The organism is Prosthecobacter gellanilyticus (genome assembly GCF_007992435.1).
Taxonomy (GTDB): Bacteria; Verrucomicrobiota; Verrucomicrobiia; order Verrucomicrobiales; family Verrucomicrobiaceae; genus Prosthecobacter; species Prosthecobacter gellanilyticus.
In genome coordinates this window covers 309,855-332,648 of record NZ_BKAG01000002.1, presented here as the reverse complement: position 1 = coordinate 332,648, position 22,794 = coordinate 309,855, and the positions used below count along the sequence as shown (strand labels likewise).

Sequence of the window (22,794 nt, the reverse complement as noted above, 5' to 3'; positions counted from 1 at the left end):
GAAGTCCGCGCTCCTTGGGCACGCTGGTCTGCGACACGGTTAGGTGTCTGATGACTCCAAAGATGCGAGGCTGGGCCGGCCAGAGAGGTCTCAGGCGGCTTCGGGGAGGGCGGCTTCTTCCTTGAACTCGAGTTCCTTCTCGATGCGGAGGTTCGCGACGATGTCGGTCTGGCGCTCGGGGGTGTTCTTGCCCATGTAGTAACTGAGGAAGTCCTTCATGTTCTTGTAACGGGAGATGAAATTGTTGGGAGCTGCCCCCTCAACCTCTCCCTCCGCTTCCGTATGAGCCACCGGACTCGCGAAGTGGGGTCTGATCACCGGCTCCAGGCGCATGTTCGGCCCGATGAAGTGCTTGAACTCGTCCGGGCTGATCTCACCCAGACCTTTGAAGCGGGTGATCTCGGCGTTCTTGCCGCAGCGATGGATGGCGCGCTGACGCTCCTCGTCACTGTAGCAGTAGAAGGTTTCCTTTTTGTTGCGCACGCGGAAGAGCGGAGTCTGCAGGATGTAGAGGTGACCTTCATTCACGCCTGGATCACGAGCCAGCTGGGGAAAGAACTGCAGGAACCAGGTGATCATGAGCAGACGGATGTGCATGCCGTCCACATCAGCATCAGTGGCGAGCACGATCTTGTTGAAGCGCAGGTCCTCAACGTCCTCGTCAATCTGCAGGGCGTTGGCGAGGAGGTAGAACTCCTCGTTTTCATAGACGACCTTCTTGGTCATGCCGTAGCAGTTCAGCGGCTTTCCACGCAGGCTGAAGACAGCCTGGGTTTCGACATCGCGGCTCTTGGTGATGCTACCGGAGGCGCTGTCACCCTCGGTAATGAAAATGGTGCTTTCCTCGCGGCGCTTGTCCTTCGTGTCGAGGTGGATGCGGCAGTCACGCAGCTTTTTGTTATGCACCTTGGCCTTGCGCGCGTTTTCACGGGCGGCCTTCTGGATGCCGCTGATTTCTTTGCGCTCCTTTTCGTTCGCCAGAATCTTCTCCTGGAGGGACTTCGCCACCTCGGCATTTTTGTGGAGGAAATTGTCCAGCTCCTTCGCCACGGTGTTGATGATGTGGGTACGGAGGTTGCGGCCGTTGGGCTCCATGTGGGTGGAGCCGAGCTTGGTCTTCGTTTGAGATTCGAAGACGGGCTCCTGTACCTTCACTGACACGGCGGCGATGATGCCGGTGCGGACGTCGCTGGGCTCGAACTGCTTCTTGAAGAACTCACGGCACTCCTGCACCACGGCCTCGCGGAAGGCGGCCATGTGAGTGCCGCCCTGGGTGGTGTGCTGGCCGTTGACGAAGGTGTAGAACTCCTCGCCATAACCAGTGCCGTGGGTGAAGGCGACCTCGACATCCGTGCCATCGAGATGGATGACGGGATACTGCGGGGACTCGGTGAGCTTCGCGGCGATGAGGTCACGCAGACCGTCCTTGGATTTAAAGGTCTCGCCATTGAGCTTCAGGACCAGGCCGGGGTTCAGCCAGGCGTAGTAGCGCAGCATCTCGCGGATGAAGTCGAGATTGTACTTCACCTTCGGCGAGAAGGAGGTGGGGTCCGGACGGAAGGAGATGCGGGTGCCATCGGCTTCCTCACTCGCCTTGGGCTTGCCCATGTCATACTTCACCTCGCCGCGGCAGAACTCGATGGCGCGTGTCAGCTTTTCACGCACGGCCTTGATCTCGAAGAACTCAGAGAGAGCGTTCACTGCCTTGATGCCGACGCCGTTCAGACCGACGGAGCGCTTGAAGACCTCGCTGTCGTATTTGGCACCGGTGTTGATCTGCGCGGCACACTCGAGCAGCTTGCCGAGCGGGACGCCGCGACCGTAGTCGCGAATGGTGACCAGATTCTCCTCACTGACCTCGATCTCGATCAACTTGCCGAAGCCCATGACGTGCTCGTCGATGCAGTTGTCGACCACTTCCTTGAGCAGCACGTAGATGCCGTCCTCAGGCTGCGAACCATCACCGAGCTTGCCGATGTACATCCCCGGACGCAGGCGGATGTGCTGGCGCCAGTCGAGGGACTTGATGCTGTCTTCGGTGTAGTTGTGGGCGGGGGTGGCCATGGGTGTAAGAATGACGAAATCCGAATGTCGAATGACGAAGGGGTAGGAGACGGGTGAACAGTGCCCTTTTGAGGTAGAGGAAGATCAGCGTGAGTCAATCCCGGGGATAGTGTTCAGGAGATCTTGGAGCTGGTGGCCTCAGGGGCGTGAAGATGGAACGCCCCTTACTGGAGGGCTGCCATGCCGCCGGACATGATCCACGGTTTCAGCGCCGTAAACTGCTCAGCGTCAATGGGGATGGCAGAACCGAAGGGGGCGCTGTTCACGGAGGTGAGGTCGATCAGGCCCTCCTGGACGTCGAGCGTGGGAAAGCCGAGTTCGTGGCGGCGGTAGAAGCCCGGGTGGGCCTTCAAGGCAGCTTCCTGGAACTCCGGGGAGTAGACACTGAGGCCGCGGAAGTAGTGGTGGCCATTCCGCTCCACATGGGTGATGCCGAGCAGGGCCATCATGGCGAGGTCCTGAAGAAGCGAGACTGGGCCGGTGTTGGCCAGATCTTCACCGCTTAGGATGGGGGGGCGGGCCATCTGCGGAGCGCGCACCTTGAGCAGGGCGGCATTGACGATGCCCTTCACGATACCTTTGCAGCTCTTGTGACTGGTGCCGTTGTAACCGAGCTCCAGGGCACGCGGCAAGTCGGTCAGCGAGCCATCGGACTCGTCCATGATCATGCCGGGGCCGTCTTTCCAACCGGCGATGGCGGCGGCGACATCGTCTTTAAGAGCGTGATCGCGATGCAAGGGCTGCTCGATGAGGAGCAGGCTTTTGAAGAGCGAGGCTAGCGCGGGGTCTGCGGCCAGGATGTCATAAAACTCACGGAAGGAGGCGAGGTCGGTGAACTGCTCATTGCCATCCAGCGTGGCGTGGAAGCCCTGCGGGCAGCCAGCCTCCAGAACCTCGGCAATCTGATGCAGGCGCGGGATGTCCACCTCGATCTGGCCGGTGACCTTGATCTTAAAATAGCGCAGACCATAGGCGCGGATGGAATCTGCCAGGGTTTCCGGCAGGCCATCGTTCAGGCCGGGAGAGTCTTCAGCGCGCAGGGGATCTCCCAGACCGATGGTGTGGCGCACGGCGACCCTGGCGAGAGGTTCCGGACTCAGGACATCCTTCACCTGCACGCCGCGCAGTTCTTCATGCACCGCGCCGAGATCGATGCCGAGGGCGTCTGTTTTGAGGACGCGATGCAGGGGCTGGCCGGCGGCTTTGCAGAGGCCATCCAAGACAGCGCGCTCCATGAGGCTGACGCCGAGGTTCGCGAGGAGCGGTGGCTGGGAGCGCAGCTTGGCCCAGCGGCCCTGCTCGGCATACAGGTCCTGCCACCAGGCGAAGTAGCCCACGGGCTTGAGAGCGATGTTCTCCGCGATGCGGGCCGCGTTTTGAATGACGGCGATCATTTCCGCCCAATCCAGCTCCAGCGAAGATTCAGGATTCTTGGTGAACCACTTGGGGGCGAGACCTTCCGAAGCGAGCCCCTGGGCCGGTTTGCCATCCACCACGAGGTCCGCCGTCACAAACAAATGCGGGATGCCGATCATGCTGGCGATGCCATAGCGGAAAGGAAAACGAGTCCGCATGGGCAGAACGTGGAAACGGATGTCCTGGATCGAGAAAGTCATGGCGACGCACTCACTCAGATTCGCGGGGCTGACAAGCGGCACGAGCTGCAAAAGCAGTGTTTCACCAAGCCGAGGCAGAGGAATGCAAAAGCACGCGGAGGCTGGGCATGGAACCGCCCTCATCAAGACACACTTTTCGTTATTCCAATCCTGTGAGCCGCGCGCGAAACGCCCCCCCTTTGGCGGCGGGCCACATACGTTTTCCAAGGGGAAAGCGGCCCTGCTCTTTTTGCGAACTGGCTCAATTATAAGTTACTCCGTTTTTGAATATTCATCAAAAAGCCCAGGTCTAACCCGGCGTCATGAAAACATATCTTCAACGCATCATTGCCGCGCTCCTGATCGGAGCGACCGGTGTCAGCTGCACAACCGCCTACGACGCGTATGGGAATCCTCGTCCCGTCGTAGAACCCGGAACGGCAGCCCTCGGCATGGCAGCAGCCGGCCTTGCCGGTTATGCCATTGCCAACAGTCGAAATGACAGTCATCGTCACCGCCACTACAGCCGTGGCTATGGCTACAGCGGGTATCGCAACGTCGGGTACCGCCCCTACTATGGGCGCTCCTCCTACGCGCGCTCGCCGTACCGGTATTCTGGCTACGCCCCTAGTGGTCGCACCTTCCAGGGCTATCGCCAGATCCGCTACTAACGCTATCTAAAATCCGCTTATGAAGTGTGGCAGGCAGATATCATCTGCCTGCCACTCCGCCTTTAATCTCAGTGGCGTGGGTGCGGAGCACCTCGATACCGCTGATGATGGGCTGAGCTGATTCTCCGGGCGTTTTCGTCGCAGGAACGAGGTCGAGACGCAGGACATCTGTCACAGGAATGTTTTGGAATTCTTCGACCAAGGCTTTTTGAGTGGCGCCAGCTTTGGCGGTGACATCAAGCCCTTGGATGACTGGCTTGCCCTGAAGCTGCACGTCAAACATACGCTGGCCGGGCTTATCGCCCTCCAAGGCAGCGAAGTAGAGGCGGACTGTGTAGGTTTCGGCCTTCTCGCCTTTGCCGATAAGCGGCAGCTCCACATGCTGAAGGCCACGCGCGCCAGAGGTGTAAACCCAAGGGGTTTGAGTATCGGCGATCTTGTGGGACTCTTCGTTGAGGGCGTAGAACTCACCGCCCTTCACGAAGTCCTGATTGAGGTCGAGCGGGAGATCGATGCCCGCACGTGAAGATGGGCGTGGATAGCCGAGCCAGAGCTTGCCCTGATTATCACGACGATCTCCTGGAGCACCGAGATTCAAGGCCATGTGCTGCACGGGAGTGCTGGCACCGGTGGCGCTGTAGACGCCCCAGCTCATGCGATCCGCACGCGGCTCAAACACGACCGTGGCGGCGATGGAGAACAAGCAGACACAACCGGCGCTGGCTTCGGGGATCATGACGAGACCATTCGCGGGAATGGTGTTGATCCAGCAGCCGAGACGCTGGCCGGCGAAGTGCTCCGTGCCTTCGTCCTCATCCATGTTGTAGTAGGCGGTGGATTTGGAGCGGAAGAACATGAGGTTCGCGGTGGCGGAGATGGCGCCGCAGTGATGACCGGGACGTGCAAACATCCATGGGGTTTTCTCGCCCGTCAGCGGATGTGTACGCATCTTTTGTTCGCCAGTGTAGAGATCATAAGCCCAGGGTTCGGCGATGACCTCATTGCCAATGACGACCGGACGATGACGGTAGTTTGCATCCTTGGCCCAGATCTTGTTCCCCTTCTCCGCATCGAGAACGACAAGCCTGCGGCGGGCGAACTCGCCCGCGAGGAACTGCTCCCAGTAGTGACCATTGGCATTCGCACCGCCGAGCACGAGGTGGCCGTTTTGATACATCATGGTCAAGGCACCGCCGCCGATGCCGATCTCGCTGCAATCCGTGACATCCACCGGCTGCGCCCATTTCTGCGCGCCGGTTTTGGCATCGAGTGCCACCGCCAGACGAAGGTCGGCATTCTTCGTGCGCTCTTCGGCGAGGTCCTTGGCCTTGCCAGTGAGCTTGGCGAGATCTGACTTGTCCTGACGCAGCATCTCCTCACGCTGGGCCGGTGTGAGGGAGGCATCGACAAAGAACACGCGGCCATCACCGATGGCGATGGAGACATGCGAGATGTGCTTGCCCTGATGAGACCACTTCAGCTCACCGGTCTTCACATCATAGGCAAAGAGCGTGTCTGTGGAGATGGAACCGGTTTTACCGCGACGCGCGACTTCCGCGGCATTCTCAACGCGCTGTGTCTCGGTGCCGTAGAGCATGCCGTCATAGTAGGCGATGTAACCCCACTCGAGGTTAGGCTTGCCAGCGCCGGGGATTTTCAGTTCGCGTACGGTCTTGCCGGTCGCGGCGTCAAACTGGATGCACTTGTCTTCCAGCAGCATGAAGAGGTAGTCATCACTCGCGGCCATGTTTCCTGGCTCGCGTGAGTTGTAGACGCCGATGCGCATGGCACCGGGGTTCTTCACTTCCCAAAGGAACTGCCCATTGAAGGCATCATGGGCCTGGATGCTGGTGTCACCTTGCGTGAAGAGCCTGCCGTTCACCGAAAGAGGACCGACAGCACCATCATGACGGTTCACGGTTTCCGCCGGACCTGGATCGCCATACCAGAGGACATTCAGGCCACCTTTGACGCGCTGGTCGTTGTTGCTGCTGGTGTTCGCGGCATTGCCGTATTGATGCGACCAGGAGTCGGCTCCGGGCAAAGCAGCACGTGTGAGCAGTGACCAGTCGCCTGACTTCGTGAACGTGGCTTTTTCTTCGGTGAGCTTGGTGGCTGCGAGCCACTCAGCGGCATTGGTTTCCTTGCCGGAGGCACCGAGACAGATGACACCGCCGATGGGTTTCAAGGTGCGGGCCACTTCGACGGGAATGCCGGGGACTTTGCCGGTGATCAAGGCAGCGTCTGACACGATGAGGTTCGCGAAGTAGCTGGAATACGGAACCATGGAGAGATCGAGATGATCGATGGTGATGCGCGAGCCATACAGGCCTGTGCGCAGCAGGACCTCACGTGAAGACTTCACCTTGGCTTCGTCAGGCTCGACCCCAAAGACAGCCAGCTGGCTGCGCTTCGCGATCTCATAAGCGAGGCGGCCCTGCTCGCTGCCGAGCACGAGGCAGAAACCTTGCTTCACCTGGGTCTCTTTGAGGATGGACTCGGCGGCCTTCGCATACATGTCACTGAGGGCATCTTGCGGGAATGGATCCGTGATGATCTTTGGAGTCTCCGCGAGTGCTGGCAGGTTTGGACGAGAGGCATCCGCAAAGGCATACACATGGCCGGAGGTGGTGCTGACGATGAGGTGACCTTCTGAAACAGCGAGGCCGCGCGCATCACCATCGACCTTGCCCTGCCAGAGCACCTTGCCGGTTTCAGCATCGAGGCAGACGACTTCACCTTTACCGCCAACGATGACCGTGCCGCCGGCATGGATGAGCGCGGACTCATGCGTGGAAGGCCAGGTCCATTTGATGCCGACGCCTTTCATGCCAGCGAGCTTCTCTTTGTTCGCCGCCACGAGGGCTTTTTTTTCCTTATACTCGATCCGGAGTGGCTCATACTTCTGCGCGGCCTTGGCCAGATCCTTTTGCAGAGCTTCTGCTTCGGCGGGAGCGGCCTTCTTGATCGCGGCGGTGAGCTTGTCGATCTTCTTCAGTTCAGCCAGGGCTGGATGCTTGGCGAGATCCTTGGAGAGCTTGGAGGTGGACAGCTCAAGGGCATGGCGTTCGCGCGTGCCTTCTGCATGTTTGTCACGATCAATGGCGACGATCTCCTTACCCGTGGCCATGAAGCCGGCATTTCCCGTCATGGTCATCTGGGTGCCCTGGAACCAGGCATAACCTGTTTTGCCGGTCTTTTGATCGAGCGAGAGGATGTGGTGCTCTCCCACGGCGAAGATTTGATCATCCACCAGCATGGCCTGAGTGCCGCCGATCTGGCCGCCGGCATCGCCACGCCAGCCGGGGGTGGGTTTGTTCACCTGCTTGCCGGTCTTGCGATCAAAGGCGACGGACAAAGCGCGGCCTGAGGGCACGAAGAGAAGCTCTTTGCTGGCGAGCAGATAGCCCTGAGGGGAGAGGTCATTACGACCTGCGTCTTCCTGGCTGATGGCGTCATTCACCCACTGAACCTTGCCGGTGGCAGCATCGACCGCATATAAATAGATGGTCTCATGCGGGAACACGCCTGCGCCGAAGTAGACGGTGCCGTCATCAATGAGCAGGCCGGTGCGCACCGGCCAGCGTGAGATCATGCGGCTGCGGGCGAGGATGCGTTCATCATTCGGACCGGCGCGCAGCTTCCACACCAGGGCACCGGTTTGGGCATCGAGGCAGTAGGCATAACCATCATCGGAACCGAAGTACACTTTGCCCTCCGAGATGGCAGGCGCGAGGTGCACAGGGCCGTTCGTGAAGAAGGACCAGACCTCTTTACCCGAGGCGAGATCCACGCAGTTCACCCGGCCATCGACGGTGGAGCCGAAGTAAACTTTGCCAGCACTGATGGCGACGTGGAAGCAGTCATCAAAGCGGACGCGATTGAAGAGCTCAAGCCCTTCGATGACGCGACCATCCTCGCCCGAAAAGGCCATCTGGGGTGGTGAGGGTGAGGTGATGTCCCAGCGCGGGGCGAGCGGTGCCTTCAAGGGCTCCTCAGTGTGGCCGACGCGGCTGTTGTCATGCTGATAGGCCGGCCACTCGGCACGGGCGATGATCAGCGAGGCAAGGAGCAGGAGGAGAGGAAACGCTTTCATGAGGGTGGTCGGGATGCCAACGCGATGCAAAGTGGTGGTAAGCAGAAACGTAACTTTCCGCTCCCAGCTATCTGCCCGCCACATGCCCGTCCACACTTCCCCTTCCCTGTCCGGGCGCATGCTTGCTTTCCTGCTGCTGTCAGCCGCCTCGGCGCTGGCCTGCTCAGTTCCGGTGTTTCGCTATGCACTGGAGCACTGGGAGGCGGATCCTTTTCAGGCGATTGTCTATCATCGCGGTGCGCTGACGGCGGAGCAGCAAAAGCAGATCACCGCGCTCAAGCCGCCCGCCGATGCAGCGGAGAGCGCGAATCTGAGTGTGACGACGGTGGATGTGGCGGCGGAGATGAGTCCTGATCATGCGGAGATCTGGAAGCAGCAGCCTCAGGACAGCGAGCTGCCGCATGTGGTGCTGCGCTATCCGCGCAGCACGGGTGTGCGAGAGGACATCCTCACCACGCCGCTGGCCAGGGCAGCGGCGCTGAATCTGACCGACTCTCCGGTGCGGCAGGAGATCCTTCAGCGGCTTGGCGAAGGACAGAGCGCGGTGTGGGTGCTCTTAGAATCTGGTGACGCGGCGCTGGATGATGGGGCGGCGAAGCTGCTGCAAGACCGGCTGGACTATCTGATGGGTGTGCTGACGCTGCCGGAACTGGACAACCAGGATATCGCCAACGGACTGGTCTCGGTCGGTCAGGATGAGCTGAGGCTGGAGTTCTCACTGGTGCGTGTCTCACGGAAGGACGCGAAAGAAAGCGCGCTGATCTCAACACTGATGGGGTCCGAGAAGGATCTGAGCGAGTGGACGAAGGAACCGATGGTGTTCCCTGTGTTTGGACGCGGTCGTGCGCTGTATGCGCTGATCGGCAAAGGCATCCGGGCAGAGACGATCGAGGAAGCGGCGACCTTCCTGATCGGTAAATGCTCCTGCCAGGTGAAGGAGCAGAATCCGGGGATCGACCTGCTGTTCACAGCAGACTGGAAGAAGCTGGCGAAGGGATCTCCGCTGCTGGATCGCGAACTGCCGGACCTGACGGAACTGGCGAAGACCTCCGAGCCGGTGACGGTGAGGACCAGCCCTGAGGGGACGGTGGTCTCCATGACGATCCCGATTCCCCCCTGGGTGATGATGGGGGGCATGGCGCTGGTCCTGATGGCTGCGGGCTTTTTGTGGAAGAAGCGGTGAGGTGAGTGATGATCATGTTCCTTTCCATGATTCAGGCGCATTCGCTCTTCTCTGATCTTGTTTCGTCCTCCGGCAAAAACGGCGAGGAAGTTTTCACGACGCTCTTTGAAAAGGCGGGTGTGAAAGTGGAGCGCATTGACTCCTATGGACAGACGAGCCCGGAAGGGTTTTGGTATGATCAGGCGCAGGATGAATGGGTGCTGCTGGTGAAGGGTGAGGCGAGGCTGGAGATCGAGGGACAGGCGGCGCTGGAACTACGAGCCGGGGATCATGTGCTGATTCCTGCAAGGGTGAGGCATCGGGTGGCGCGGACGACGGCGGATGCGGTTTGGGTGGCGGTGCATGTGGGGTGAGATCGTTCGCAGTTCTCGGTTCACTGTTCCCGGTTGTGAAAGGACGGAAATGAAGATCTGGGCGCGGTGTCCAAAGGGGCTGCTTGGGTCACTTTCTCGAGGGACGGTGATGGTGGAGAGTGCGGGGCTATGAATGCGTTCTTTTCACAGGAGATTTGGAGTTGGGGACAGACCTTCGCCATGGCTACGGACTGCAAGGTGGGGGAGTATTGGCCTACGGAAGACACGGGAGGGGGAGGGAACGGTTTGAGGTTATTGACGGTGGTTTCAGAGGAGAGGGGCGATCCGAGTCAATCCGACTGGATCCGACCTGTTGCGATGGGGGGGGGACGAGGGGAGACTGCGGGGTCGTGGGCTCATCACACGGAGTGTGATGGCTGCTTTGCTGGCGCGGTGCCGGGTGCCGCGAGATGGAGAGATCCGAGTGAATCCGACCGGATCCGACCTGTGGCGAGAGGGGGTGGAAAGTGTTGGCGGGGCTTGGGCTCAACTTTCGGAGAAAGTTGGCCACGTTGAGCGATCCAGGCTAATCAAGGTAGATCCAGGTTCAAAGAACGGCAGGCTGACGCCAGCCGCTACGTGGGGTCAGGGGCGATCCAGGTGAATCCAGGTAGATCGTGGTTGGCGATTTTCGGGAAGGCTTTGAGGGGATGAGGAGCTTGGATGCGTGTTTTTTGACTGTTTTCGGAGTCCGGACCTCGAACGATGATCAAATACCCCTCGGAAAATCCAATTTTCAGCCCATCAAGGTGATCGAATTCATGAAATTGACCTCAAAATAGCCAATTTTCGATTGCAGAAACAGACTTTTGAAGCAATTTCACCCTCGAAATCGCAATTTTCACTCTCAACCACCATGAGCCAGCAAAAAATGGACGGAGCACAAGCCCTTATCAAAACTCTCGCCGACCTCGGCATTGAGTATGTCTTCGGTTATTCGGGGGGCGCTGCCATCCCGATCTTTGACGCCCTGCAGACCGTGAAGACGGACATGAAGTTCATCCTGGTCCGCCATGAGCAGGGTGCTGTTCACATGGCTGACGGCTATGCCCGTGCCACTGGCAAGCCTGCCGTGGTTCTCGTGACCTCCGGCCCTGGCGCTGGTAATACCATCACCGGTCTGATGACGGCCCAGATGGACAGCGTTCCGATGATCGTCCTTTGCGGTCAGACGGTGAGCTGGATGCTGGGCAAGGACGCTTTCCAGGAAGCGGACATCTTTAACATCACGAGCCCGGTCGTGAAGCACAACTACCTGGTCAAGAGCAGCAATTCCCTGCCCCGTATCGCCAGGGAGGCCTACCACATCGCCACCACGGGCCGTCCAGGTCCGGTGCTGATCGACATTCCGAAGGACTACAGCCAGGGCGCCTTCACCGGCACCTTTGATGAGCCGATGGACCTGCCGGGCTACAACCCCGAGGAGAATTTCAAGATTGATCCGAAAGGCATCAAGGAAGCGGCGCGCCTCATCTCTGAAGCGAAGCGTCCGATCATCCTCGCCGGTCAAGGCGCGATGATCGCCCGTGCGGACAAGGAACTGCTGACGCTGGCGGAGACGCTGGGCTGCCCGGTGACCACCACGCTGCTGGGCAAGGGTGTCTTCCCTGAAACCCACGCTCTCTCCCTGGGCATGCTGGGCATGCACGGCACCGCTTATGCCAACAAGGCGATCTGCGAGGCTGACCTGATCCTGAACGTCGGCTCCCGCTTCGATGACCGCATCATCGGCAAGCCGCACATGTTCGGCCGCAACGCCAAGCTCATCCACATCGACATCGATGCGGCTGAGTTTAACAAGATGATCAAGGTGGACGTGGCGATCAAGGGTGATGCCAAGGCCGCGCTGAGCGACCTGCTGCCGCACATTGAGAAGCTGCCGACCGAAGGCTGGCTGGAGCATCTGGATGGCTACAAGAAGAAGTACCCTCTCGGCTACAAGAAGCAGGGCGGTCTGCGCATGCAGCAGGTCATCGACGAACTGTACAACCTCACGAAGGGCAAGGCGATCGTCTCCACGGATGTGGGCCAGCACCAGATGTGGGCGGCGCAGTTCTACAAGAACGACGCCAGCTATCATTGGCTGAGCTCCGGCGGTGCCGGCACGATGGGCTTCGGCTTCCCGGCCGCCATCGGCGCGCAGCTCGCCTGCCCGGACAAACTGGTCGTCTCCATCTCCGGAGACGGCGGCTTCCAGATGACACTGTTTGAACTGGCCACCGCAGCCATTCACAAGCTGCCGATCAAGATCCTGGTCCTGAACAACAGCTACCTGGGCATGGTGCGCCAGTGGCAGGAGCTGTTCTTTGAGAACCGCGAGAGCGGCGTGGACCTCATCGGCAACCCGGACTTTGTGAAGCTGGGCGAGGCCTATGGCATCAAGGGCTTCCACATCCGCCGTCCGGCTGATGTGGAGCGCATCCTGCAGCAGGCGCTCGATTACAATGACGGTCCGTGCATCATCGAAGCTGAGTGCATCAAGACAGAGAACGTCTTCCCGATGATCCCTGCCGGGGCAGCGCTGGAAGACATGCTCATCGAGGCACCGAAGCAGAAGATGGACAAGCCGACCGGTTCCACGTGATCCCTGCTATCAGGGGCCTTTTAGACAGGATTAACATGATTGCAGGATTTCAGGATTCTGAACTTTGGAGTCCGATGGTTTCAGCCAAACGCACCGACCTTCGCATTTCCCCAGACCAATCCTGTCATCCTGAGATCTTGTGAATCCTGTCCAGATAAAGTCTCGAATCCTCCACGGCGACGCGATCGCGAAACTGAAAACGCTTCCCGCATCCGTCGCCCAGGTCATCATCGCCGACCCGCCCTACTTTAACGTTCTTGAAAATGAAGACTGGGACACTCAATGGAAAACAGCCACCCACTACGTCGCCTGGTGCGAAGCGTGGGCAGCTGAGGCCATGCGCGTGCTCCGCCCTGACGGGCTGTGCTTCATCTTCGGCCAGCTAGGCAAGCGCGAGCATACCTTTCTGCACCTCATGTCACGTCTCACCCATCAGCATCAGTTTCACGATCTCATCATCTGGGATCGTGCGGTGGGCTACAATGAGCGGCGAGACAGCTTCACCCCGCAGTATGAGATGGTGCTGGTGCTGCGCAAAAGCGACGACGTGAAGTTTAACAAGGAGGCGGTGCGCATCCCCTACGACGCGAAGACCATCGAGAGCTACATGCGCGACCCGCGCTACAAGAACAAGGCCACGCGCCGTGAGCACCTGGAGGCGGGCAAGTTCGCCACGAACGTGCTGCGCGTACCAAGCCTGAAAGGTGCCTCCAAAGAAAAGTGCGGGCATCCCAGCCAGAAGCCCATCGACCTGATCGAAAAACTCATCCTCTGCTCCACGGACGTGGGAGACCTCGTCGTGGATCCTTTCCTCGGCTCCGGCACCACGGCCGCTGCAGCAAAGAAGCTGAAGCGCAAGTGGCTCGGCATTGAAAAGGACTCGAAATACATCCGCATCGCCAAGAGCCGACTGACGAACCAATTATCCAACAAAAAATCAACGAAACCCTAATCCCATGAGCGACCGCATCCCCGCTACCACCGACAAGAAGCCATCTCCGCAGGCTGACATCGTCAACATCCACACCCTGAGCGTCATGGTGAACAACCAGCCAGGCGTCCTGGGCCGCATCTGCGCGGTGTTCAGCCGTCGTGGATTCAACATCGAGTCCCTGGTGGTTTCGCAGACGCGTGATCCGCGCTTCAGCCGCATGACGATCGGCATCAGCGGTCATCCGGAAGGCCTGAACCAGATCATTCTGCAGGTGAACAAGCTGATCGACGTGATCCACTGCATCGAGCACACGGACCGCGACGCGGTGGCCAAGGAGATGGTGCTGATCAAGATCGCCGCCGGTCCAGACCAGCGCACCGAGATCCTCCAGATCGTGGAGCATTATGCCGGCAAGACCGTGGACCTTCAGGAAGACAGCCTGATCGCCCTGCTCAGCGGCAACACCGACAAGATCGACGCCGCAGTGCGCCTGCTCGGCAAGTTCGACATCGTGGAAACCGTCCGCACCGGCAAGGTCGTGATGGCACGTGGCCTGGCTGAGACCTGATCTGGCACAGCATTTGAGTTTGAACAAAGAGGCCGCTTCCTGTGAGGGAAGCGGCCTTTTCTTTTTTGGTTAGGCTATCCCGCGACTCTGAAGGATCAGAGCCGCGAGAAGACTCGTGGACGACATCACGCCATCACACGCGCCATGATCTTCTCCGTGCGGGCGACCACACGCTGAGGATCATCCAGCAGGCCAGCGCTGAGCAGAGCATTGTCCAGGATCTGCTCGCTGAGGAGCTTCGCGAGATCACTGTCGTTCTCACGGAGGCCGTTGACCTTCTTCACAAGGTCATGGCGAGGATTGATCTCGAGAATGATCTTCGGCGCGGTGACTTCATCTGGCTTCATGGCCTTCATCATCTGGCGCATCTGCGGGTTCATCTCACCTTCCGGCGTGATGGCCAGCGCAGGGGCACTGACGAGGCGCTTGCCAGCGCGGACTTCTTCCACGCCTTCGGCCAGAGCTTCCTTCAGCCAGCCGGCAAGAGCGCTCGTCGCATCCTCGCTGAGGGACTCGCCTTCATGCGCCATGTCGCCAAGATCCACATCCGGGCTGTTCACGGCCTGCAGCTTCTTGCCATCAAACTCAGGCAGGCTGGAGATCACATACTCGTCGATGGTCTCGTAGAGGAAGAGCACTTCATAACCCTTGGATTTGAAGGCTTCGAGATACGGGCCGCCTTCGATGGAACTGCGGCTCGGTGCTACCTGGTAGTAGATGGCCGTCTGATCTTCCTTCATGCGCTTCACGTAGTCGCCCAGACCCACGACCTCGCCCTTCTCGGTGAGGCTGGATTCAAAGCGCAGCAGCTTCGCGATGGCATCGCGGTTCGCATGATCCGTGGCCACGCCTTCCTTGAAGAAGCGGCTGAACTTCGCGTAAAACTCCTGGAACTTCTTCGGATCATCCTGCGCCTCTTTATCGAGGAACTTGATCAGACGCTTGCTCACCACCTCGCCCAGCTTGCGCACCAGCGCGCTGTCCTGCATGGACTCGCGGGAGATGTTCAGCGGCAGGTCCTCGCTGTCGATCACACCTTTCACAAAGCGCATCCAGTCTGGCAGAAGCTTCGGCGGATGCGGGTCGATCAACACCTTCTTGCAGTAAAGGCCCACGCCGGGTTCCATCTGGCCCATGCCAAACAGTTCCATATTTTGCTCGGGGAGGAAAAGCAGCGCATTGATCACCAGCGGCGCATCGGCCTGGAAGTGCAGACGGTAGCTCGGCTTGTCAAAGGCATGCGCGGCGAACTTGTAGAAGGCCTCATACTCCTCCTCGGTCACGCTGTCCTTGCTCTTCAGCCAGATGGCCTCCACCGTGTTCACACGCTCGCCATCGAGCTGGATCGGGAAACCCACGAAGTTCGAGTACTTGCTCAGCACACGCCTAACCGTGGATGCGTTCGCGAACTCCTTCGCATCTTCCTTCAGCGTGATCACAATCTTGCAGCCGCGAGCCTGGTCCGGCGCTTCATCGATCGTGTAGGTGCCGGCGCCCGTGCTGGTCCAGCAGAGATGCTCGCCATCGTTGCGCCAGGAGTGCGTGTAAACCTTCACCTCATCCGCCACCATGAAGGCCGAGTAGAAGCCCACGCCAAACTGGCCGATGAGCGAGGCATCGCCACCCTTCCCGGCATTCTTCAGCGCCGCCGCAAAAGCCTTCGATCCCGAATGCGCGATGGTGCCGAGGTTCTCCACCAGCTCCGCGCGTGTCATGCCGATGCCCGCATCCGCGATGGTGATGGTGCCGGCCGCCTCATCCGTCGTGATCGTGATCTCCAGCGGAGCCTCGGACTGGAAAACGTCGTTCTCCGTGAGCTGCGTGAGGCGCATCTTCTCCAGCGCATCCGCCGCATTGGAAACCAGCTCGCGGATGAAGATCTCGCGGTCCGTGTAGAGGCTGTGGATCACAATGTCCAAGACCTGCTTCACCTCAGCCTGGAACTCGTGGGTGGTGGGTGTGCTCATAGGGGTATCAATAGGGTGTGGGAAAGGAAAACGGGCCGCGATGGTAGATGGATGCGGGCTAGGGTCAAGGTCTCCTGCACTGGCCCTTGCCATCGGATTCCAGCCCCCCATTCACCGTTTACAAGTTTCCAGAAGCATCACGATCTGAGAGTGTCCTAACCCAGCAGACTCCTTTGACAGACCGCCAAATCGTGGCAGATAGCTTTTCACCCACCTAGAGGCACGGATAGCTCAGTGGTAGAGCGGCTCGCTTACACCGAGTTGGTCGGGGGTTCGAATCCCTCTCCGTGTACCATCCATTGCAGTTGCCACGACGAAGGCAGCCTACCAAGAAAAAAGCCCCGCCCGGAGTGGGGCGAGGCTTCTACAGAAAGGTGAGACAGAGTAATCTGCGGCCTCTGCGCTATCTGCGGTTAAATCATTGCTTCCTAACCCATCAAGGCAGCGGGCGGATCCAGATGTTGCGCAGGCGCACCGGGGGCTCGTTGCCGTGGTCCTGGATGCGGATCGGGGCCTTGGCGGGGAAGCTGCCGTTGTAGTCGGTGACGTTCTTGTGCTTGGTAGGGCCCATGATCTTGGTGTGGACCTGCACGCAGACGCCGTTGACGAAGGTGGTCACGTAGGCGGGTTCGATCACCTTGTCGCCTTCCAGCTTGGGGGCGGTGAAGATGATGTCATAGGCCTGCCATTCGCCGGACTTGCGCACGGCATTCACCAGTGGAGGGGTCTGGCCGTAGATGCAGCCGGTCATGCCGTCGGCATAGGTGGGGTTGTTGTCGTTGTCCATCATCTGGCACTCATAGCGGTCCATGAAGAAGGTGCCGCTGTTGCCCTTCTTCTGGGAGTTGCCCTTGGTGTGAGGCTCGCTCTTCCACTCGATGTGGAACTGGCAGCTGGCGAATTCCTGCTTGGTCCAGACGTCGCCGCCCTGGATCACGAGTTCGCCGTTGTCGATGGTCCAGGAGCAGGGAGCCCACTCATTGGTGGCCTTGCCCTTTTCGTCCTTCTTCTTGGACTGGAAGGCATCTGTGCTGGTGCCGTTGAAAAGCACGATGGCATCCGCCGGGGCATCGCCAAGCTTGTCGCCAGGCTTCACGGCCTCAGGGCGTGGGCGGTCGATGTCATGCACCTTCCACTGCGTGCCAGGGATGATGGGGGTGTCGGAGTAGCCGATCGGGGAGGGCTTGTCGTCCGCGGCGAAACCGGCGGTGCTGGTCAGCGCGAGAGCGAGGAGGAGCTTGGTGGTTGTTTTCATGAGGGAAGAGCGCAAACGAGCCGGGGTGCGGCTTGTTTTCAAGCGTTGTCTGCAAGGCTCAGCGGATCTCCGCCGGCAGAAAGTAGGTCGTGCCGCTCCGGTGCGCCTTCAAAGTGGCTCCGTCCGGGGAGATGCCGACATGGATGCCACCGGTGACTTCGAGCCGCAGATGCGGGATCTCCTGCTTCAGGCAGTAGGCGTCAAAGCGGAGTGGAGTCTTGACCTCCGCGAAGCGCGAGTCGCTCTCACTGATGATGACACGGGGCTGGGCGGCCAGCATGAGCTCCGTCAAACCACCAGGATCCGTGGAGTGGCAGCCATGCACCAGGATGTCACAGCGCAGGTCGTGACCCCGCTCCAGCAATCGCTTCTCCGTGATGAAACCCGCATCACCCAGCCAGAGCACACGGGTGGGGCCCAGCCGAATCATGAGCACCAGGCAGCGATTATCTGCCGTGTCATAGAGATCCGCAGTGCCAGGATAAAGCACCTGGATGGAGGAATCATTCTCGATCGGGATGACATCCCCCATCTTGTGGCGATGCCAGACCGGGCCATCCATCCGCGTCCTCTGCCCGAGTTGATCAAACAATGTTAGGCCAGGATCCAGCGTCCAGGGTTCATGAATGCTCGTGATCAGGCGAGGCACGCCCGTGTCCAAAGCCAGCGGGGCTGCACCGACATGAGCCACATCACGATGCGTGAGCACCACCCCCTCGAGCTGATTGATCCCCTGATGCCTCATGAACGGCCGCACGACCCGGCGCCAGGGCCGGACATTGCCCGTGTCAATGAGCCAATCCTTGTCATGAGCGCGCAAGTAACCGGAAGAACCACCACCCTGCATGTGGAAGACCTGCATCTCCATCGGCGGCGGCGTCTTTTCAAAGCGCAGGTCGAGCACCATATTGGCGCCCGGAAGCCCCGCGAACCAGCTGGCGCTGAAGACCATGAAGGTGGCGAGCCAGGCATTGATTTTATTGATGAAGATCTGCAGCGTGCTGAAGCCCAGGAAAGCAAAAACCAGACTCGCACATGAAAGGCCGATGCTGATGCCGGAAACCGGAACCAGGATAAGATTCGCCACCAGCCCCACAAACGTGATGGTCCGGAAGTGACCGATTGTGAAAGGAAAACTGCCGATCCACGCGGCCAGTGAAGTGCAAGCAAGACCGGCTGACTGCTGCCGCAGCCAGCGTCCGCCCCAATGATACCACGAGGCCAGTGAAGGCGGATAAAAGGGATCTAGCTCTGTCCAGGGGCGCAGGCGGTCAATCATCGGCGTGGCCATGAGCGCAATGGCCCAGAGCACCGCGAAGCTGAGCTGGAACCCTGGCATAAATAATTGGTTAGAATCCCAGACCAGCAGCACCAGGAGAGCCAGCCCGAGACTGTTGTGCACATCTGCCCGCTGATTCCAGCGCACCGCCCCCAGCACGATGGCGATCATGAAAGCCGCGCGTGCCGCCGAGGGCCGCCAGCCAGTGATGTAGGCATAGGCAAACACCACCAGGATGATGATCACCGTCATGCGTGACTGCCCCACACCGAGCCAACGCAGCCCCATGCCCAGCACCGCAGCGAGCATGACCACATGCAGTCCACTCACCGCGAAGATGTGCAGCGTGCCGCTGTCACGAAAAGCATCCTCGATGTCATCGCCGGCCGCATCCGAAGCTCCCAGAGCCATGGCGAGCAGAACAGCCGTGTCTTGCGGGCGATCCTCAATGCCAAGAGACAAGGCCCGCATGATCCACTGACGGCAGTATTCAGCACCAAACAGCAGATGAAAAGACGGCGCCCACTTCTCTTCCTGCTTCAGCAGGATCTGCTCTGCCTTCACCGAGGCCACCCAGCCATTGCGCAGGCTGAACTCCACTGGATCATACTGCCCAGGGTTCATCGGCGGCCTCGGCAGGGAGATCTGCCCCGTGATCTCATAGATCCCCGGCTTCTCCAGCCGAAAGCCCTCAGGCAGCGAGACCTTGACGCGCGCCTTCTTGAAATGCTTTTCGTTACCCATCCGCACCTCGGTCAGATCACCAATCGCCGTGGCATCATCAAGCTCGGCACCTTCCGTCCAGGGATAGAGCCTGCCGGTGACATGCACGAACTGCGGCCGGTCAGGCAGTGAGAGCAGATGCTCGCGCAAAGGATGCTGATAGGTATCCGCAAGCCGCCAGCCATGGATGCAGACAAAGAGCACGGCGCTGAAGGGCAGCCATCTCCACCACTGCCGCAGGCGCAGAGCCAGCAGGAAAGCTGCGATGAGCATGACGTAACCGAAGATCCCGGGAACATAGCCATAGTGATCTGTGAGCATCACCGCAGGCACCGCCACGAGACCAATGGTCATCAAAGGCCGATGCCGAAACTGATCGATGAACCATCGTCGCAGCCTATGAGGCCAGCTTGGAGGTGGTGCTTGATCTGGCGGCAGCTCGGTCATGAAGGATCTTTATCTTGGCGATCGGCCTGGGCTTCTTCCTTCACCTCACCTTCCCCGCCCTGCTCCTCCGGCTTCGGCACATCCTCGGATTCAGGGGTGACATTCCCCCCTGACATAAAGATGGAGGTGGCGAAGGCCTCGACGATCCAGGGGAGGACAACCTTCACCACCCAAAGGCCCACGATGGCCCCGAGGGTTATGAAGTAGAGAAGGGCGAGGATGGGGTCATCTTCCACGGTCCCCCACAGTCTCCACGCCCCCCAGGCGATCAGAAGGTAGAGAGCCGCGCGGATCAGTCGTCGAGCTTTCATGACAGATCAGGGAGTTACTTTTCACCCTCTTTGGTGGCCTTGGTGATGAGCTGGCTAAAGCCGAGCGCATTCGAGGCGTGGGCCAGACAGTCAAAGATGTTTTGCTCTTCACGCGCGGCGATAGCTTCCGGAGGGAGGTCTGTGAGCTTCGGCAGCGCAGCAGCGGCGGCACGAGTCTTCACAAGGTTCAGCGTGCGGGAGAGCTGCAGCCCGGGCTTCTCCGGAAAGCTAGTCCAGTACCCCTCGGTAAGGCAGGGAATGCGCAGAGGATCACGCGTGATCATCTCCAGATGAAACGTGGCGCGCGGAGACTCGCGCGAGACCGTGGAAATGATCTCGGGCAGGTTCAGCATGCCTTTGCCCAAGGGAACTTCAGCCATGTAAAAACCATCATCGCAAGGACAGACGGCGATGTCCTTGAAATGCAGCGTCAAAGTATACGGCGCGAGCTGGCGCACCACCTCCATCGGGTCCTCTAGCAGCGCGAGACTATTCCCCGTATCAAGGCAGACACCGAGATGCGGGCTGGAGATGCTGCGCAGCGTGGCGACCTGCTCATGGAGCTCGAAGTCCTTGTGATTCTCCAGCGCGAGACGCACGTCCTGACGTCGGGCGGCGGACTCCGCCAGTTCCAATGCTTTGCGCGTGGTGGTGAGCCACGTCTCAAAGGCAACGCGGCTGTTGAAGATCTCATAGCGCCGGCCTCCTGCGGCGACACGAAAGATGGACATGCCGGCTTCCTTCCCCAGGCGCAGGTCGCGGGTGAAGCGGTCGACATCGCCTTCACTGCGAGGCAGGCTCACGATGCCCTCCAGCCGCATGTCATAGGATTCGCTGGTGGCGCGGGCCTCGTGCGCCATGTCGAGCGTCAGGCCATCCACACCGATCTGCAGGCTGCTGGAGCCCAGGTCCTTGAGGTAGTCCATCACGTCCAGCACATCCAGAAAGGGGCGGAACTTCACACTGGAGTGCTTTGAGCGCCAACGATGCGCAAAGGAGTGGATGACCATGCCCAGGCGCCGCCCCGCCAGCGCCGCACGCACACTCTCTGGCACAGCCAGCAAGGCCGTGGCGGAGGTGAGCAGATGACGGCGTGTCATATCAGGAATCTTTTCTGTTTTGGAGGCATCGTCAATGCAGGAACCACGCCGCTTCTTGCATTCATACGGACATCGCGCCAAACAAGGGCGTGTCCAACCCCGCATCCGTCGATCCTGATGGCTATGACTTTCGTCGTGGTTCGTCGTGGATGCTGATCTCCCTGGTGGGGTTCACAGCCATGGCGCTCCTGGTGAAGCATCTGGGCAGCACGCGAGGGGTGAGCCCCTGGTGGGCGCTGTTCTTTCGCGCGTCGATAGGGATGATCGTCGTGGCAGTGATCTACGGCCCGGGAGGCAAGGTGAGTTTCAAGCGCGCGGCCACAGGACGTTTGCTCGTCTCACGCGGTGTGCTGGGCGCCATCGGCACAGCGGCTTATTACACCACGCTGCCCGTGCTCGGCGCAGGCAAGGCCACGCTGATTGGCAACACCTGGTCCATCTGGGCGGCTCTCATGGCAGTGCCGCTGCTCGGAGAGGTGCTGACCATGCGCAAAATCATCGGCCTGCTGCTGGCGATCGCAGGCATCGCGCTCATCACCGAGATCGAAAAAGGTCACGCGGCTCATCTCGGCATGCATGAGATGATCGCCATCGGCGGTGCGCTGGTGGCGGCTTGTGTGGTGGTGGTCATCCGGCAGCTCACGCGCACCGAGACCAGCGGCACCATCTTCGCCAGCCAGTGCCTGTATGCCGGCCTTCTGGCGCTGCCCTTTTGTGTGATGCACCCGTGGCCTGGACTCACAGATGTGGCATTGCTCACCTTCGCAGCCCTGGCAGCTTCATGCGGGCAACTGGGCATGACGGAAGGTTTCCGCTATTTGCCGGTGAGTGTCGGGGGCGCGTTTCAAATGCTGCTGCCACTGCTGATCACAGCAGGTGGGTGCCTGCTCTTCGCGGAGACCTTCACCCTGATGCAGAGCCTCGGCGCGGCGCTGATCCTCGCAGGCTGCCACGGGGTCGTGGCGTCGGGAAAAGCAAAGGGTGCTGGTAATGCCCCGAAGGGCTGATCGGACATAAACACCAGGCACGGCAGGGACCGAAAAGGTCAGCGAGCCATGCAGACCAACAAAAAAGCACGACCCGGCAGGGTCGTGCTTCTGAAGGAATGGGATGAAGAATCCCGGAGTCGGATCAATAGCGATCCTCACGGCCACCGCCGTAGCCACCACGGCCACCGCCGCCGCCGCCACCACCGCCGCCGCCGTAGCCACCACGGCCACCGCCGCCGCCGCCACCACCGTAGCCGCCGCGACCACCGCCGCCGCCGCCACCGCCACCGCTATAAGCAGGACGATCTTCTTTCGGACGAGCTTCATTGATGGCCAGAGGGCGACCCATGAAGTCTTTTTCATTCAGGCCCTTGATGGCCTCTTCCATGGCGGTCGGAGTGTCCATGGTCACGAAGGCGAAGCCACGAGGGCGGCCGGTCACACGGTCGATCGGAAGGAAAACATCCGTCACGGTGCCGTATTGGGAGAAGAGCTCACGGATGTCAGACTCCATGGCGCTAAAGGGCAGGTTGCCCACGTACATCTTGGTATTCATATCTAGTATCTAGCTTGGGTTAACGCCAACCTGGCAGTGGGGAATCCCAAGCTCCGATGCGGATTTAAGAACACCACGAAATCCCGGAGAATCACCTGATGAACAGCTTGGTCTTGCCT

At 59.9% G+C, this 22,794-nt stretch carries 16 protein-coding genes and 1 tRNA gene; 8 read left to right on the top strand and 9 right to left on the bottom strand.

The genetic code is table 11. The features are described from left to right. Positions 1-90: 90 nt before the first annotated feature. Together BGE01nite_RS02770 and BGE01nite_RS02765 are read right to left on the bottom strand one after the other, a co-directional pair. Complete coding sequence (locus BGE01nite_RS02770) at positions 91-2,064, bottom strand: DNA topoisomerase IV subunit B (RefSeq protein WP_146848731.1); 1,974 nt, start codon at positions 2,062-2,064, stop codon at positions 91-93. Positions 2,065-2,228: 164 nt separating this feature from the next. Beyond that, positions 2,229-3,680 carry an enolase-like domain-containing protein gene (locus tag BGE01nite_RS02765; protein ID WP_146848730.1) on the bottom strand — a complete coding sequence of 484 codons (1,452 nt, stop codon included), beginning with the start codon at positions 3,678-3,680 and terminating at the stop codon, positions 2,229-2,231. A gap of 302 nt (positions 3,681-3,982) precedes the next feature. Between BGE01nite_RS02765 and BGE01nite_RS02760 the strand changes: the two genes are divergently transcribed. Further along, positions 3,983-4,330 carry a hypothetical protein gene (locus tag BGE01nite_RS02760; RefSeq protein WP_146848729.1) on the top strand — a complete coding sequence of 116 codons (348 nt, stop codon included), beginning with the start codon at positions 3,983-3,985 and terminating at the stop codon, positions 4,328-4,330. A gap of 40 nt (positions 4,331-4,370) precedes the next feature. Here BGE01nite_RS02760 and BGE01nite_RS02755 read toward each other — a convergent pair whose 3' ends face one another. Next, a complete protein-coding gene (locus tag BGE01nite_RS02755; RefSeq protein ID WP_170266547.1) occupies positions 4,371-8,426 on the bottom strand; it encodes an outer membrane protein assembly factor BamB family protein in 4,056 nt (1,351 codons plus the stop codon). 82 nt (positions 8,427-8,508) lie between these two features. On the opposite strand from BGE01nite_RS02755, the gene BGE01nite_RS02750 reads away from it, so the two are divergent. From BGE01nite_RS02750 to ilvN, 5 genes are all read left to right on the top strand, one after another. Further along, positions 8,509-9,609, top strand: a complete 1,101-nt coding sequence (locus BGE01nite_RS02750) for a hypothetical protein (protein ID WP_170266546.1) — start codon at positions 8,509-8,511, stop codon at positions 9,607-9,609. Positions 9,610-9,623: 14 nt separating this feature from the next. After that, on the top strand, positions 9,624-9,962 hold the full coding sequence (locus BGE01nite_RS02745) for a cupin domain-containing protein (protein ID WP_218032877.1): 339 nt from the start codon (positions 9,624-9,626) through the stop codon (positions 9,960-9,962). A gap of 856 nt (positions 9,963-10,818) precedes the next feature. After that, positions 10,819-12,546, top strand: a complete 1,728-nt coding sequence (gene ilvB / locus BGE01nite_RS02740) for a biosynthetic-type acetolactate synthase large subunit (RefSeq protein WP_146848726.1) — start codon at positions 10,819-10,821, stop codon at positions 12,544-12,546. A gap of 139 nt (positions 12,547-12,685) precedes the next feature. Further along, the gene (locus BGE01nite_RS02735) at positions 12,686-13,498 is read left to right on the top strand and encodes a DNA-methyltransferase (protein ID WP_146848725.1); all 813 of its coding nucleotides are present in this window, start codon (positions 12,686-12,688) and stop codon (positions 13,496-13,498) included. A 4-nt stretch (positions 13,499-13,502) separates the two neighbouring features. After that, positions 13,503-14,048: an acetolactate synthase small subunit gene (gene ilvN, locus BGE01nite_RS02730; RefSeq protein WP_146848724.1), complete on the top strand. Its 546-nt coding sequence runs from the start codon at positions 13,503-13,505 to the stop codon at positions 14,046-14,048. A gap of 125 nt (positions 14,049-14,173) precedes the next feature. On the opposite strand, the gene htpG is transcribed toward ilvN, so the two are convergent. Beyond that, complete coding sequence (htpG, locus tag BGE01nite_RS02725) at positions 14,174-16,015, bottom strand: molecular chaperone HtpG (RefSeq protein WP_146848723.1); 1,842 nt, start codon at positions 16,013-16,015, stop codon at positions 14,174-14,176. A 220-nt stretch (positions 16,016-16,235) separates the two neighbouring features. Here htpG and BGE01nite_RS02720 point away from each other — a divergent pair. Beyond that, positions 16,236-16,310 (top strand) — tRNA-Val (locus BGE01nite_RS02720). Positions 16,311-16,451: 141 nt separating this feature from the next. Here BGE01nite_RS02720 and BGE01nite_RS02715 read toward each other — a convergent pair. Genes BGE01nite_RS02715 through BGE01nite_RS02700 form a run of 4 tightly spaced genes read right to left on the bottom strand, consistent with a single transcriptional unit; the run spans position 16,452 to position 21,130 of the window. After that, the gene (locus BGE01nite_RS02715) at positions 16,452-17,270 is read right to left on the bottom strand and encodes a 3-keto-disaccharide hydrolase (protein WP_146848722.1); all 819 of its coding nucleotides are present in this window, start codon (positions 17,268-17,270) and stop codon (positions 16,452-16,454) included. A 58-nt stretch (positions 17,271-17,328) separates the two neighbouring features. Next, positions 17,329-19,719 carry a ComEC/Rec2 family competence protein gene (locus BGE01nite_RS02710; protein ID WP_146848721.1) on the bottom strand — a complete coding sequence of 797 codons (2,391 nt, stop codon included), beginning with the start codon at positions 19,717-19,719 and terminating at the stop codon, positions 17,329-17,331. Then, positions 19,716-20,030 (bottom strand): hypothetical protein, encoded by a 315-nt coding sequence (locus BGE01nite_RS02705; protein ID WP_146848720.1) that lies wholly within the window; start codon positions 20,028-20,030, stop codon positions 19,716-19,718. Before BGE01nite_RS02705 ends, BGE01nite_RS02710 begins: the two co-directional genes overlap by 4 nt. Positions 20,031-20,044: 14 nt before the next feature. Continuing rightward, positions 20,045-21,130, bottom strand: coding sequence for a sugar phosphate isomerase/epimerase family protein (locus BGE01nite_RS02700; protein WP_170266545.1), 1,086 nt, complete (start codon positions 21,128-21,130; stop codon positions 20,045-20,047). An 89-nt stretch (positions 21,131-21,219) separates the two neighbouring features. Between BGE01nite_RS02700 and BGE01nite_RS02695 the strand changes: the two genes are divergently transcribed. Next, the gene (locus tag BGE01nite_RS02695) at positions 21,220-22,137 is read left to right on the top strand and encodes a DMT family transporter (RefSeq protein WP_146848718.1); all 918 of its coding nucleotides are present in this window, start codon (positions 21,220-21,222) and stop codon (positions 22,135-22,137) included. 124 nt (positions 22,138-22,261) lie between these two features. On the opposite strand, the gene BGE01nite_RS29680 is transcribed toward BGE01nite_RS02695, so the two are convergent. Next, complete coding sequence (locus BGE01nite_RS29680; RefSeq protein WP_146848717.1) at positions 22,262-22,675, bottom strand: RNA recognition motif domain-containing protein; 414 nt, start codon at positions 22,673-22,675, stop codon at positions 22,262-22,264. Between the last annotated feature and the right edge of the window lie 119 nt (positions 22,676-22,794).

Bases quoted from the DNA above. Each gene is read 5' to 3' on its own strand.
- ilvN (WP_146848724.1), top strand. From the start codon at position 13,503: ATGAGCGACCGCATCCCCGCTACCACCGACAAGAAGCCATCTCCGCAG.
- BGE01nite_RS02715 (WP_146848722.1), bottom strand. From the start codon at position 17,270: ATGAAAACAACCACCAAGCTCCTCCTCGCTCTCGCGCTGACCAGCACC.
- BGE01nite_RS29680 (WP_146848717.1), bottom strand. From the start codon at position 22,675: ATGAATACCAAGATGTACGTGGGCAACCTGCCCTTTAGCGCCATGGAG.
- BGE01nite_RS02745 (WP_218032877.1), top strand. From the start codon at position 9,624: ATGTTCCTTTCCATGATTCAGGCGCATTCGCTCTTCTCTGATCTTGTT.
- BGE01nite_RS02700 (WP_170266545.1), bottom strand. From the start codon at position 21,130: ATGACACGCCGTCATCTGCTCACCTCCGCCACGGCCTTGCTGGCTGTG.
- BGE01nite_RS02710 (WP_146848721.1), bottom strand. From the start codon at position 19,719: ATGACCGAGCTGCCGCCAGATCAAGCACCACCTCCAAGCTGGCCTCAT.
- htpG (WP_146848723.1), bottom strand. From the start codon at position 16,015: ATGAGCACACCCACCACCCACGAGTTCCAGGCTGAGGTGAAGCAGGTC.
- BGE01nite_RS02755 (WP_170266547.1), bottom strand. From the start codon at position 8,426: ATGAAAGCGTTTCCTCTCCTCCTGCTCCTTGCCTCGCTGATCATCGCC.
- BGE01nite_RS02770 (WP_146848731.1), bottom strand. From the start codon at position 2,064: ATGGCCACCCCCGCCCACAACTACACCGAAGACAGCATCAAGTCCCTC.
- BGE01nite_RS02760 (WP_146848729.1), top strand. From the start codon at position 3,983: ATGAAAACATATCTTCAACGCATCATTGCCGCGCTCCTGATCGGAGCG.
- BGE01nite_RS02750 (WP_170266546.1), top strand. From the start codon at position 8,509: ATGCCCGTCCACACTTCCCCTTCCCTGTCCGGGCGCATGCTTGCTTTC.
- BGE01nite_RS02765 (WP_146848730.1), bottom strand. From the start codon at position 3,680: ATGACTTTCTCGATCCAGGACATCCGTTTCCACGTTCTGCCCATGCGG.
- ilvB (WP_146848726.1), top strand. From the start codon at position 10,819: ATGAGCCAGCAAAAAATGGACGGAGCACAAGCCCTTATCAAAACTCTC.
- BGE01nite_RS02705 (WP_146848720.1), bottom strand. From the start codon at position 20,030: ATGAAAGCTCGACGACTGATCCGCGCGGCTCTCTACCTTCTGATCGCC.